The sequence below is a fragment of the Tenacibaculum maritimum NCIMB 2154 genome (genome assembly GCF_900119795.1).
In the GTDB taxonomy this organism is placed as follows: Bacteria; Bacteroidota; Bacteroidia; order Flavobacteriales; family Flavobacteriaceae; genus Polaribacter; species Polaribacter maritimus.
In genome coordinates this window covers 475058-488731 of record NZ_LT634361.1, presented here as the reverse complement: position 1 = coordinate 488731, position 13674 = coordinate 475058, and the positions used below count along the sequence as shown (strand labels likewise).

At 32.3% G+C, this 13674-nt stretch carries 15 protein-coding genes; 8 read left to right on the top strand and 7 right to left on the bottom strand.

What is annotated here, in order from left to right:
• Positions 1-31: 31 nt before the first annotated feature.
• Entirely contained in the window at positions 32-469 is a 438-nt protein-coding gene (locus MARIT_RS02300) for an RrF2 family transcriptional regulator (protein WP_024742103.1), read from the bottom strand.
• Between the two features lie 98 nt (positions 470-567).
• Positions 568-1758, bottom strand: coding sequence for a Pycsar system effector family protein (locus MARIT_RS02295; protein ID WP_100210652.1), 1191 nt, complete (start codon positions 1756-1758; stop codon positions 568-570).
• A gap of 207 nt (positions 1759-1965) precedes the next feature.
• Between MARIT_RS02295 and msrB the strand changes: the two genes are divergently transcribed.
• From msrB to MARIT_RS02250, 8 genes are all read left to right on the top strand, one after another.
• The gene (gene msrB, locus MARIT_RS02290) at positions 1966-2427 is read left to right on the top strand and encodes a peptide-methionine (R)-S-oxide reductase MsrB (protein WP_100210651.1); all 462 of its coding nucleotides are present in this window, start codon (positions 1966-1968) and stop codon (positions 2425-2427) included.
• On the top strand, positions 2417-2968 hold the full coding sequence (msrA, locus tag MARIT_RS02285) for a peptide-methionine (S)-S-oxide reductase MsrA (protein WP_100210650.1): 552 nt from the start codon (positions 2417-2419) through the stop codon (positions 2966-2968). Before msrB ends, msrA begins: the two co-directional genes overlap by 11 nt.
• Before the next feature lie 8 nt (positions 2969-2976).
• Positions 2977-4383, top strand: a complete 1407-nt coding sequence (locus MARIT_RS02280; RefSeq protein ID WP_100210649.1) for an FAD-dependent oxidoreductase — start codon at positions 2977-2979, stop codon at positions 4381-4383.
• Positions 4384-4394: 11 nt separating this feature from the next.
• On the top strand, positions 4395-4928 hold the full coding sequence (locus MARIT_RS15815; RefSeq protein WP_231975184.1) for an N-acetyltransferase: 534 nt from the start codon (positions 4395-4397) through the stop codon (positions 4926-4928).
• 72 nt (positions 4929-5000) lie between these two features.
• The gene (locus tag MARIT_RS02265; RefSeq protein ID WP_024742107.1) at positions 5001-5267 is read left to right on the top strand and encodes a hypothetical protein; all 267 of its coding nucleotides are present in this window, start codon (positions 5001-5003) and stop codon (positions 5265-5267) included.
• 128 nt (positions 5268-5395) lie between these two features.
• Positions 5396-9082 (top strand): metallophosphoesterase, encoded by a 3687-nt coding sequence (locus MARIT_RS02260; protein WP_100210648.1) that lies wholly within the window; start codon positions 5396-5398, stop codon positions 9080-9082.
• A gap of 204 nt (positions 9083-9286) precedes the next feature.
• Complete coding sequence (locus MARIT_RS02255) at positions 9287-10174, top strand: mechanosensitive ion channel family protein (protein WP_100210647.1); 888 nt, start codon at positions 9287-9289, stop codon at positions 10172-10174.
• 11 nt (positions 10175-10185) lie between these two features.
• Complete coding sequence (locus MARIT_RS02250) at positions 10186-10551, top strand: DUF423 domain-containing protein (RefSeq protein WP_231975183.1); 366 nt, start codon at positions 10186-10188, stop codon at positions 10549-10551.
• Here the strand turns inward: MARIT_RS02250 and MARIT_RS02245 are convergent.
• The 5 genes from MARIT_RS02245 to MARIT_RS02225 all read right to left on the bottom strand — a co-directional run bounded on the left by MARIT_RS02245 (position 10548) and on the right by MARIT_RS02225 (position 13667).
• Positions 10548-11396 (bottom strand): hypothetical protein, encoded by an 849-nt coding sequence (locus MARIT_RS02245; RefSeq protein WP_231975182.1) that lies wholly within the window; start codon positions 11394-11396, stop codon positions 10548-10550. The two genes, MARIT_RS02250 and MARIT_RS02245, sit on opposite strands and share 4 nt — an antisense overlap.
• Positions 11397-11470: 74 nt before the next feature.
• Entirely contained in the window at positions 11471-12274 is an 804-nt protein-coding gene (locus tag MARIT_RS02240; protein ID WP_394364678.1) for a TPM domain-containing protein, read from the bottom strand.
• Between the two features lie 6 nt (positions 12275-12280).
• Entirely contained in the window at positions 12281-12718 is a 438-nt protein-coding gene (locus MARIT_RS02235; protein ID WP_024742437.1) for a TPM domain-containing protein, read from the bottom strand.
• Positions 12718-13323 (bottom strand): LemA family protein, encoded by a 606-nt coding sequence (locus MARIT_RS02230; protein ID WP_024742436.1) that lies wholly within the window; start codon positions 13321-13323, stop codon positions 12718-12720. The genes MARIT_RS02235 and MARIT_RS02230 overlap by 1 nt, the downstream gene beginning before the upstream one ends.
• A gap of 14 nt (positions 13324-13337) precedes the next feature.
• Positions 13338-13667: a MerR family transcriptional regulator gene (locus tag MARIT_RS02225; protein ID WP_024742435.1), complete on the bottom strand. Its 330-nt coding sequence runs from the start codon at positions 13665-13667 to the stop codon at positions 13338-13340.
• Between the last annotated feature and the right edge of the window lie 7 nt (positions 13668-13674).

Sequence of the window (13674 nt, the reverse complement as noted above, 5' to 3'; positions counted from 1 at the left end):
AGATATTTTTATCTTTTATTGTATTAAATTTTTATACTTTTAACCAGAAGGTATTTTTAATTTCGTTTGTATATAAAACATCGTATAGTGTATTTTGTTCTAGCATAGTTCTTAAACGCTCTCTTATTTCAATAAATTTATAATGTAGTGGGCAAGGTGATTTTTCATTGCATTGTTTAAGCCCTAAACCGCAGCCTTTATAAATTTTTTCTCCATCTAGCACCCTTACAATAGTGCTTAGTTGAATCTTTTTTAAATCTGATGTTTCTATAAAAAAACCTCCATAAGGACCTTTTACAGAGGTCACAATATTATTTTTCGTTAGAATTTGCAAAATTTTGCCCGTAAATGCTTCTGGTGAGTCTATTGCATTTGCTATAGCCTTCAGACCTACCTTTTCTTTTAGTATAGATTTTTCTGCTATATAAATAGCAGCTCTTAATCCGTATTCACAAGATTTCGAAAACATATTTTAATTTTACCTCGCAAAGGTATGTTATTTTTATAAAAGACAAAAATATCTTTTATAAAACATTTCCTATATTATTAACCAACACCGTTATTTTTTTACTGCATTTTAAATGCCAGTGCAAATACGAGTACGCTTACAATAATTCCAATCATAAAAACGGTATAGGTAATTCTTAAAAGCTTATACTTTCTGTTTAACACCAATCCTAAAAAATATAAATCTTTGGTTAATGATCCATACAAATAATCTTTATCCTGCATCATTTCTTCCATTGCCCATTCAAAATCTGGCAATTCCATTTTATGAAAATTCCCAAAGAACAATAGATTTACCTTCTTATTTGCCACGTCTTCTTTACTAAACTTTCCTTCCGTAACATTGGGCCTAGTAGCCATCACGGATAAGACAATAGAGGCTACGGTAAAACTTATAAAAACAATTGATGGAACTAACAAATAACCATTAGATGGATTGTCTAATTTTGGTATCAACGTAGATAAAGTCATAGAAATAATAATGGCATTTACTGATAGTAAAATATTTGCTTTAGTATCAGCAATATCACTTAATGTAATATGGTTTCGCAATGCTACACGAAACATTGTTTCTATACCTCTCTCCGGTAATTCTACTTTATTTTTTTTTAAGTCTAAAGCTTCTTTCTTTTGTTTTAGCTTAGCGGTTTCTTGTTTTGTTTTGGCCTCTAGCTTTAGCAGTTTTGCTAAATTTCTACCTTTTTGCTTTCCCCATTTTTTAGAAGCTGCTTTACTATAAAAACGATGTGTATTCGTTAAAAAATCAATATTTTCTTCTAGCCAATTTTCATCAGACAGTTCCTTCCCTTTAGCTAATTCCCATTCTTTTCGTAATAATGCTGTATATTCTTCAAAGTTCTTACTTCCAATATGAGCGCAATCAGCATCTTTTAATATTTTTTCTGAATCAGTAGTTGGCTTTATACCTATTTTAGTGACTGCTATTAATTTTGAAATTTCTCTGATCCTAGTTGCTTCTATTCCTTTTTCCTTCAAAAATGTAGTTGCTATTCGAATACTTTCTTCTTCATGACCTGCTTCTTTTTCAACATATCCTACATCATGAAACCAAGCAGCTAACAATACGTTTTCTTTTGTTATTTCTTCAATATTTTCTTCCTTTAAAAGTTCTTCTGCTTTTTCAACTACTCGCTGCGTATGAGCTATATTATGATATATAAAAGATTTTTTTAAACCTTCATTAAGAAATTCTATTACATAAGTTTCTGCCGCTACTATCAAGTTTTCCATAAAGAATATATTTTTGCTAAATTATAAATTATTTACCAGTATTCGATTAAGGTCGGTTTTGTAAGATATTAATTACTCTTACGACTCAGTGAGTAATTAAAAGTTCAATATGGTACATTCCTCTTCTAACACGAGAGAGAGTGTACTATATTTTTTATACTAATTTTAATATCTTTAGAAATAATTTAATAAAGAAAGGAATTTTTTATGCTAACATGGAAAAATATTATTCATTTTGCCACTACTGGGAATCCTAGTCCTCAAAAAAGGGTTGAAAAAACCCAAAAAGAATGGGAAAGTTTATTATCTCCCGAACAATTTAAAATTACAAGATTAAAAGGTACGGAACGCCCTTTTTCAGGGGAATTATGTACTATTTATGATGAAGGACAATACAATTGTGTATGTTGTAATACCCCTTTATTTGATGCTACAATAAAATTTAATTCAAGTTCTGGTTGGCCCAGTTTTACACAACCTATTGCGGAACATGCTATTCAATATCAAAAAGATACTACACATGGAATGGTTCGTGTAGAGGTTTTATGCAATACTTGTGATGCGCATTTAGGTCATGTTTTTCCTGATGGTCCTGAGCCTAGTGGCCTACGCTATTGTATTAACTCTATTTCCATGCAATTGGAGAAAGGAGCTAAAGATGAACACTAACAACATACAGGTTGCTACTTTTGGTGGAGGATGCTTTTGGTGTACTGAGGCTATTTTCAAAGAAGTAAAAGGAGTCAAAAAAGTAATCGCTGGGTATTCTGGCGGAAATGTTCCTGGTCATCCAACATACCGCGAAATTTGTTCAGGATTGACAGGGCATGCCGAAGTGATACAACTTACTTTTGATTCTAACATTATTTCGTATGAAGAGCTTCTAGTTATTTTTATGACTACGCATGATCCTACTACTCTTAATCAGCAAGGGGCAGATAAAGGAACCCAATACCGTTCTGTTATTTATTATCATAACGAAGCGCAAGAAGAAATAGCACAAGTCGTTTTAAAAGAAATTAGCCCTTATTATAGCCTCCCTATAGTAACTGAAATTAGCTCTTTAATCAATTTTTATGATGCAGAACAAACTCATCAAAATTATTACGAAAGAAATCAAGAGCAACCCTATTGCCATCTTGTAATTACTCCAAAGCTCACTAAATTACGTAAGCTTCATGCAGACAAATTAAAAACAACTAAACCATAACAAAACTTATGAACAATATTTTATTATATGGCGCTGATTGGTGTCCTGACTGTAGAAGAGCAAAAACATATTTAACGGAAAACAACATCCCTTTTACTTTTATTGATGTAGATTTAGATGAAAAGGCTACAGAAAAAGTTGAAGCTATTAATAATGGGAAAAGAATTATTCCTACACTTATAATCAAAGAAAAATCATATACAAATCCTGATAATATAACGCTTGCTTCTGTATTAGGTATTAATGAAGTAGGGAGAGTACAATTATATGGTGCTGATTGGTGTCCTGATTGCAGAAGAGCAAAAAGCTTTTTAAGAGACAACAATATTCATTTTGAATTTATTGATGTTGATACATACAAATGGGCTACAGAAAAAGTAGAGGAGATTAATAACGGAAAGAGGATTATCCCAACCATATTAATTGACGGAAAACCATACACAAACCCTGATAATATTAAGCTTACAGCACTTCTTTCTATCAATATTAAAAAAGAACGTAAAATGTTTGACACCATTATAATTGGTGGTGGTGCTGCTGGGTTAACAACTTCTATTTATGCACAAAGAGATCGCTTTGACACCTTAATTTTAGAAAAATCTACTATTGGTGGAAATGCTTTTTTAACAGAAAAAATTGAAAACTATCCAGGTTTTCAGTCTATATCGGGCCCCCAATTAATGGAAAAAATGGAAGAGCAAGCTATAACTTATGGAGCTGTTATTAAAACAGGCGAAGAGGTGGTTGCAATTGAAAAACTTAAAAACCATTTTTCTATACAAACAAAAGGAGCTACCTACTTAGGAAAATCTGTTGTGCTATCTACAGGATCAACATATAAAAAATTAGGAATTCCTAATGAAGAGAATTTAATCGGGTCTGGAATACATTTTTGTGCTACTTGTGATGGTGCTTTTTATAGAGATAAAGATATTATTGTAATTGGAGGGGGGAATTCTGCCTTAGAAGAAGGTATTTTTCTTGCTGGTTTTTGTAAGAGTGTTAAAATAGTGCATCGTTCCGAAACATTTTCAGCCTCGGAAACTTACGTTGAAAAGCTTAAAGAAATTAATAACATCTCTACTCATATGAATCAAACTGCTCTTGAATTTGTTGCGGATGATAACGGTCTTTTCAAGGGATTAACGGTTCGAGATAACGCTACTAATAATGAACACCTTATAGAGGCAGATGGCACTTTTATTTTTATTGGGTTAATTCCTAATACACAAGCCTTTAAAAAGTTAGTAGCCTTAAACTCTAGAGGCTTTATCCAAACCACTGGGCTTGCTCAAACTTCTGTTGAAGGAATTTTTGCTGCAGGTGACTGTAGAGAAGGTGCTATTGCGCAAGTGGCTGCTGCTACAGGTGAAGGAGTTTTAGCTAGCTATGGTATCAAAGATTACTTAAAATAAACACCTAATTAATGTATATGCCTCTCCCTATTATAAAGCTTTATGGTACCAAACACTGTCATAAAACTGTATATTATAAAGAGTTTTTTAAAAACAATGATTTAACTTATGAGTTTTTAGATGTAAAAGAACATGAAGCTCATGCAGAAGAGCTGCGAAGCCTTTATGAAAATAAAAAGCTAAATTTTCCTACAATTACCATTGGAAATAAAAAACTACGCAATCCTTCTGATAGAGATTTACAAAAATGGATTCAACTATTAATACCTGAAATTTTGGAAATTAAACACGATAAAAAACAGCAACAATTTATTTTAAATATAAATGACGAGGTTGCTAAAGTAACTTATGAACTAAAAGATAATAAAATGCGCCTTGTTTACTCTGAGGTTCCTCATAACCTAAGAGGAAGAGGTATTGGTAAAGTGCTAGTTCAAAAAACTTTTGAAAAATTAACTGCTGAAGGCTATAAAGCTGTGGCCATTTGTAGCTTTATAAAAAGAGTTGCTTTAGAAAGCGATGAATGGAAAGATATTATTGAATAAATAAATGCTTACTTTTAGCGCAATTATAATAATTTATACTCTTAAAATAAGTTCCATAAATACTTACGAAACATGAACATTATAACAAATCTTAAAAACTATTTCAAAAAAAAATCTGAAGGTGATAAAACTTTAAAAGCTCCTGAAGGTATTTGCCCTAATTGTTGGGGAAAACAAGAATGGGATGGTGAATATTACACGAAAATTAAAGTAAATAACATTACCCCCGAGCATAATACGTATAATAGTTTTATTAATGAAGTAGCTCAAAAGTTAGACAAAATCACTCTTAAAGAAGATATTTTAATTTGTGAAACATGTAAAATATCTCACAAATAATTCACTTACAATTAGGGCTATAACAACACTAAGCCTTTTATTTTCAATACAGTTAGGAACTATTTTTTTAAAAGACTTCCTAACTGTATTTCTTTTGGTAATTTTGAAACTTAATCATCAATCGCATTATGAATTCAGTAAAATCATTTTTATATCTCAGTATCGGTATTTTATTCATTGGATGTGCTACTTATAAAGCAAGCTATGCCGATAAAAATGCACCAAAAACTGTTACTTCACAAAAAGAACTTTTACATTCTTTTTATTTAATTGGCGATGCGGGTAATGCAAAGATGGGAGAAACAATCCCTTCACTAACTTACTTTAAAGAAGCGTTATCAAAAGCTCCTAAAAATACTACGGCTCTTTTTCTTGGCGACAATATTTATCCTTACGGAATGCCTCAAAAAGGACATTTCCAAAGGGCTTTAGCTGAGCATCGACTACAAACGCAAATTGATGCTGTTGCTAATTTTAAAGGTACCCCTATTTTTATTCCTGGAAATCACGATTGGTATAATGGGGTTAAGGGATTAAAACGCCAAGAAAAGCTCATAGAAAAAGCATTGGGTAAAGGTGCTTTTTTACCAGAGAATGGCTGCGGGTTAAAAAAGCTTGCTATTACTGATGATTTAATGCTTGTTATCATAGATAGTAGGTGGTTTATTACAGACTGGAATGAACACCCTACTATTAATGAAAATTGTGAAATAAAAACTCGCGAACGTTTTATCAACGATATTACTAGTTTGTTTAAAAAAAACAGGTATAAAAATGTAGTTGTAGCAATGCACCACCCAATGTTTTCAAATGGACCTCATGGTGGTAGCTTTTCTTTTAAAGACCACATGAGCCCAATTCCTATACTAGGTACTTTAAAAAATGGATTGCGTGCACATGCAGGAATACAAACAGATATTTTTAATAAAAATTATGCGGAGTTTATCAAACAACTACAAACTGCTGCTGGCGATTTTAGAGAACATATTGTTTTTGTTTCTGGACATGAACATAACTTACAATATATTGAGGAGAATCCTGTTAATGAAAATAATGTAAACTATGGTAAATACAAACAAATTATTAGTGGATCAGGATCTAAGAAGTCCGCTGCTTTGGCTAAATATGGCGCTTTATTCACCTATGGAAATCACGGATACGCAAAACTAAATTATTATACTGACGGGGCTGCCATCGTAGAGTTTTACAGCGCTAATATTAAAGATGGCAATACTTTATTGTATAGTACCGAAATCATAGCTCCCAAAAAGAAAAAGGCTTCTTTTGATTTTACGGAATACAATGCTCATAAAAAGTTTGTAAATACTTCTATTTATGCTCCTAAAGATACTGAGGTAAGTAAATTCCATGCTTTTTTATGGGGTGATTTACATCGAAAAAAATATGGTCAAAAAATTAAAGTACCTGTTTTAGAACTAGAAAACGTTTACGGGGGATTAACCCCTATCCGACGCGGAGGTGGAAACCAAACAAATTCTTTACGTTTGGAAAACTCCAATGGTAAGCAATACGTTTTACGCTCTATGGTAAAAGATGCTAATAGAATTATGGGAGGTATCTTAAAAGGAACCATCCTTATAGATGTGGTTCAAGATATCTTTACCATGTCACACCCATATGCTGCTTTTGTAATTCCTACAATGGCAAAGGCTGTAAATATTTACCATACCAATCCTCAATTATATTATATGCCTAAACAACCTGCTCTTGGCAAATATAACGATGCTTTTGGAGGTGGTTTGTATTTGCTTGAAGAGCGCCCTGCTGGAAATAGACAGGAACTTGATAATTTTGGAAACTCTAAAAAAATAATTAGCACTTTTGATGTTCTTGAAAAAATCCGTAAAAATGGCAGGCACAAAATTGCACAAAATTGGGTAGTTCGTTCTCGATTATTTGATATGGTGATAGGTGATTGGGATAGACATGAAGATCAATGGAGATGGGCTTCTTTTAAAGCAAAATCTGGTAAGAGATACTACCGCCCTATTCCTAGAGATAGAGACCAACCTTTTTCTAAGTTTGATGGAATTATGATTCCTTTATTTAAGCAATTTGCTCCTTTGGTAAAAAATATGCAGACTTTTGAAAATGACATTAGCAATATGAAATGGTACAACAATTACCCTCGCTTTTTTGATGCGGAGTTTTTAAATGAACTTACATTAAATGATTGGTACCAACAAGCTGATTATATTCAGAAACACCTAACAGATAGTATTATAGAAAATGCCATTCAACAACTTCCAAAAGCTATTTATAATTTAGATGGAGAAACCATTATAAAAAAAATTAAGTCTCGTAGAAATAAGTTAAAAAACATTGCTAATCGCTACTATAAAAAATATGCAAAAACTATTTATATTACTGGTACTGATAAAAATGATGTTTTTACTATTGAAAGGCTTAATGATACTACAACTAACATTAACATACGTCAAAAAAACGATACCATTTACAGCCGTATGATAAGCAATAAGGAAACAGATGAAGTACAACTATATGGTTTAAACGGTAAGGATACTTTCTTAGTTTCTGGCAATGTTGACAAAGGTGTTTTACTTAGACTTATTGGTGGACAAGATCATGATACTTATACAGATACTTCTCACGTAACTGGATGGAGCAAAAAAACAAAGGTCTATGATTATACCTCAAAAAAAAATACGCTAAATCCAAACTCAGAAACGGCTGATAAACGATCTGAAAATTATTTTAAAAACACCTATAATCATCATGATATTCATAATAATACTACCTTAGTTTCTCCTAACTTAGGAAATAATCCTGATGATGGTTTTTTCTTTGGAGCTAAACTAACATACACTCGACAGGGATTTAAAAAACAGCCTTTTGGAAGCCAACATACTGTAATGGCTAACTATTACTCTGCTACTCATGGATATGATATGACTTACAACAGTGAATTCAGTGAATTTATAGGTAACTGGAGCTTAGAGGTAAAGGCTAAAATAACAAGTAACAAGTATGCGTTTAACTTTTTTGGCTGGGGAAATGCTACTTCGTTTAACCAACAATTATTTGATGCTAATTATTATAGAGTCAGAAAAGAAGAGTTAAGTATTACACCTTCCTTATTAAAAAGGCTTAGAGGGGGAAGTATTGTTAAGATTTCTACTAGTATTGAGGGATTGAAAGTACAAAATACGCCTGATAGATTTATTGGTGCTTTACCTGTTGCAACAACTATTTTTAACAGAAACTACTTTTTAGGGAGTGAAATAAGTTTTCGCCATCATAATGTAGATAATCCTAGTTTCCCTACAAAAGGACTTCATTTTAAAACTGCTATAGGAGGAAAAACTCTTGCTAATAATTTTAACAATAAATTTGCTTATTTAAAGAGTAGTCTTGCTTTTTATCAAAACCTAGTGCAAAATCGTTCACTTATTTTTGCTTCAGAAATAGGAACACAAATTAATATTGGAAATCAATTCCAAATTTACCATGCTGCTACTTTGGGTGGTGATACTAGTTTACGCGGTTTTAGTCGTGAACGATTTACAGGAAAAGAAAGTTTTTATCATAGTAGCGATATACGTTTGCGTTTAGGTCGTATTAAAACAGGCATCATTCCTATAAAACTAGGTATCACAGGCGGTTTTGATTATGGTAAGGTTTGGATGCCCAATATTCAAAATAACAAATGGCATACTAGTTACGGGGGCAGTATTTGGGTAAGTGGTATTGATTTATTTACTGCTAATATTTCTATTTTTCAAGGAAATAATAATGAAAATCGAGTTGCTTTTGGTATTGGTTTTTCTTTTTAAAATTCGTATTTTATCATACTTTTACACAGTGAAGTGTTTAAACTTTTTCTTATGCCTGCAAATTGGTCTTATTTTACCCTAATTTTAGCTTTTTCTTACAACATAGCTAGAACTATGTTACTCAAAAAAGACGTATTAGGGCAAAAAACCTTAAATTTTCGCTTCAAAACAAAAAGTTTAAATCGCTTGAGTAATTAAATAAACATGGAAAAATATTTTGGATCAAGTTACGTACTTATCAAAAAATGGGGAGAAGATATTGTTGCTTACCTTCCTAAGGTTTTTTTGGCCTTAATTGTTTTTTTAGCCTTTTACTACTTAGCAAAAGCTGTAAAAACATATTCTTTAAAATTTTATTCCAAAATTTTTACAAGAAGCAAAGACATTGCTCTATTTATATCTTTGGGTATTTATATGCTCTTAATGCTTTCAGGTATTTTCCTAGCACTTGAAATTCTTGAACTAGAAGGCTTACTTACAAAGTTACTTGCTGGTGCTGGAATTGTAGGAATTGTAGCGGGATTTGCTTTTAAAGATATTGCCTCTAATGCTTTTGCTGGTTTTTTGGTAAACATGCAAAAGCCTTTTAAGCAAGGTGATTGGGTTAATTTAAATGATAATTTTGGAGTGATAAAAGAAATTGGTTGGATTACCACTTCTATTAAAACGGTTAGCGGCCAAGAAGTTTTTGTTCCTAATCAACTAATTTACAACAATTCTTTTATAAATTATTCTACCTTTAAAAAACGCCGTATTATTTTACAAAGCGGTGTTTCTTATGGTGATGATTTGGAACTGGTTAAAAAGGTTACCTTAAATGAAATTCATCAAATAGATCGTTTATTAAAGAATGAAGAAATTGACTTTTACTTTACTTCTATTGGAGGATCTGCATATAATTTTGAAGTTCGATTTTGGATTCGATTTTATAAAAACACCGATTATTTAAATGCTATGAGCGAAGCCATTATGCGTATAAAAAAACGTTTTGAAGAAGAACAAATTAGTATTGCTTATCCTGTACAAACGCTTGATTTTGGCGTAAAAGGAGGTGTAAATATTTTTGATAACCCTATTGAATTAAAAAAATAATGACTTCGAAAATGATCCTTATTTCAGCTGCTATTTTTGGAATGCTTGCTGTTATTTTTGGTGCCTTTGGCGCTCATGCCTTAAAAAAAGTGTTATCAGAAACACAATTAAAATCATTTGAAACTGGCGTAAAGTATCAAATGTACCATGCGCTTGTATTGTTATTTATAGGCAATCAATTTTCTGAGCCTAACCAAACCATGGCTTGCTGTTTTATGATAGGAATTTTTTTATTCTCTTTTAGTATTTACGGTCTGATTCTTTCTGATTACAAGGGAAAAAAAATAACGCTTTTAGGCCCCGTTACTCCGTTAGGAGGAGGCTTGCTAATTCTGGGCTGGGCTACTTTAATATGGGAATTTATACAGGGGGTTTAATGTAAACTAAGCTGATAAAGCTTCCCTCCTTTTCCACGAGATTTTTCATCGGTGATATACAAGGTATTATTGTCTTTAAAAGCAACTCCTTCTTTTTGAGAAAGAAACCCTAAAGGAATATTTCTTACTTGACCACTAAAAAAATCATCTTCAAAAAAATCTGTAAAAATTAAAACGGCACGCTCATTGAGCAAAGCCACTGTTTTTCCATCAGGTGAAATTGCTGCTGAAGTAATCCAACAACCAAAATTACTACACGTTTCGAAAGTTGAAATAAATGCAGCCTTGTAATTGCCTTTTTTTGCTGGTACTTTATACAAGTTTGTTTTTCCAAAATGCCCTTTTACTCTCGACTTTGTAAATAGGTATATATTTCCGTTTGCATATAATATAGATTCTGCATCAAAAAGACGTTGCTTTTTTGGAGGTGGAAATTTTACTTGGTCTGGATAGGTAAATGTTATGCGCTCTACATCTACTCGTTCTTTTTCTATAAAATCTTGATGTGAAATTTTTAGAATTGCTAAATCTTTACGTTTATTTTTATTATTTCCTATATCTGCTATATATACGTTTCCATATGGATCTGAAGTCATATCTTCCCAGTCGTTATTTTTAGCATTTATATCCATTTCCTCCATGATTTCTCCTTCAATATTCACCCCATAAATGATGCTTCTATTTCCACTATCATTATGCATCCATAACCAATCTGATCCATTTACTTTTGTTAAGCCTGAAACTTCTTTTAGTACTTTTGGTAAACTTGCTAGCACCTCCAATTGTCCGTAGCTATGACAACTTATCAACATTAAAAATAACAGATAAATAAAACTTTTTTTCATATGCTTAATAATTTATATTCAAACATTGCTTATTTGTACAAGGTCTAAAATACTTACCTTTATCAAAACACCTATTACCAATCTCCTGTAGCTCCACCGCCACCAAAGCCGCCTCCGCCAAAACCGCCTCCGAAGCCACCTCCATCAAAGCCACCACCTGAGCTACTTCCAAAACCACCGCCACCAAAGCCACCTCGCCCTGCATTGCTTAAAATAATAGCATCCAAAATACTTCTAGCATCTATTCTACGGCTGCTTCCACCTCCACCTCTATTTCCTCTACTAAGCAGTATAAAAAGTATGATTACAATCACTATAAATATTACAAGCCCTACATCCGTCCCTTCTTCAGCACTCTTTTTCTTTCTAGTTCCTTTATAAGCACCTGTTAAGGCTTTAAAAATAGCATTGCTTCCACTATCTAAACCAGCATAATAATGTCCTTTTTTAAAATAAGGAATTATGTCTCTTTCAATAATTCTACGAGACACAAAGTCGGTTAACAAATGTTCTACCCCATAACCTGCTTGAATGGTTATTTTTCTATCATCTTTAGCCAAAAGCATAAACACTCCATTGTCTTTATCCTTGCTACCTCCAATTCCCCACTGATGCGCCCAATTAGCCGCCAAATAATTAATATACGCTCCTTCTGTAGATTTAATAATTGCAACAACTATTTGCGTTGAGGTAGTATCTGCATATTGTATTAATTTTTTTTCTAAACTAGCCTTTTCATTAGCAGACAACAATCCTATATAATCATACACACTCGTTTGAAAACTAGGTGTATTGGGTATTTGAAAACCTTGTGCAACAGTTTGCTGCACGATTAGTATAACGATTAAAGAAAAAATCTTTTTTATTGCTTCTTTCAATTTTATTTAGCCTTTAGAAATCTCGTTAGTCAATTCATTCTCATCAGCTATTGTCCACGGAAAATATTTTTTTAATGCATTTCCTGCTTTCAATATTCCCGCCACTAGTCCTTCCTTATACTTCCCTTTTTTAAAATGTTTTTGCATGGTATTTTTAGTCGCGTCCCAAAAATCAGCAGCTACCACTTTATGAATTCCTTGGTCTCCATAAACCACAAATTTATGATCCTTTACTGCAATATAAATTAATACCCCGTTCCGTTGTTTCGTTTCAAACATTTTAAGCAATGAGAATACTTCTAGTGCCCTTTCGTAATGAGGTTTATTGGTAGTTGCCTCAATATGTACTCGTATTTCACCAGAAGTATTTTGCTCAGCTATTTGAATAGCTGCAACGATTTCCTGTTCTTCTGTTACAGAAAGAAAATCTTCTACTTTAGACATTATTTTTTATTAAAATCGAAATTAATATCAGGAGCTTTTTCTGCCCCTTTCTCAGATTTAAAACGTTCCTTCTTTTCAAAATTAAATATTCCCGCCATGATATTTCCTGGAAATTGTCTTATATGATTGTTATAAGGCGTCACTTTTTCATTAAAACGATCGCGAGCTATATTGATTCTATTTTCTGTTCCTTCTAATTGGCTTTGCAATTCTAAGAAATTGCGGTTTGCTTTGATTTCTGGATAACGTTCTACTGAAACTAATAGTTTTGACAATGCTCCTGTTAAGCCTGCTTGTGCTTCTTGAAACTCAGCCATTTTTTCTGGAGTTAAGTCAGCTGCTTTGATAGTTACCGAAGTTGCTTTTGCTCTTGCTTCAATAACCCCTACCAAAGTACTTTTTTCAAAATCAGCCGCTCCTTGTACCGTTTTTACTAAATTTCCTATCAGGTCATTTCTACGCTGGTATGAGCTCTCTACTTTTGACCACTCTTCTTCTATTCCTTCTTCCAATTTAATTGCCTGATTGTAAAATCCTTTTACAGTCCCATAAACTACAAAAGTGATAATTCCTAGTATAATTACAGGCACTAACCATTTTTTCATAATGTTGATTTTTGTTATAATTGATTTTTGATTTTTATCAACTCGGCTCTTACTAGCTCTAAACGGCTAATTATTTCATGTTTTTCAACAATACCTTTAGGATTTTTTTTTAATTTTTGCTTAGCTCCTTCTAAGGTAAAGCCTCGTTCTTTTACTAAGCTATAAATAAGTTTAAAGTTTTCTATATCTTCTATAGTAAACAACCTATTTCCTTTTGCATTCTTTTTAGGCTTTATAATTTCAAATTCTTTTTCCCAAAAGCGAATTAATGACGAGTTTACCCCAAAGGCTTTTGCCACCTCTCCTATTTTATAATATCTTTTTTCGGGTAAATCTATATGCATTTTTAAT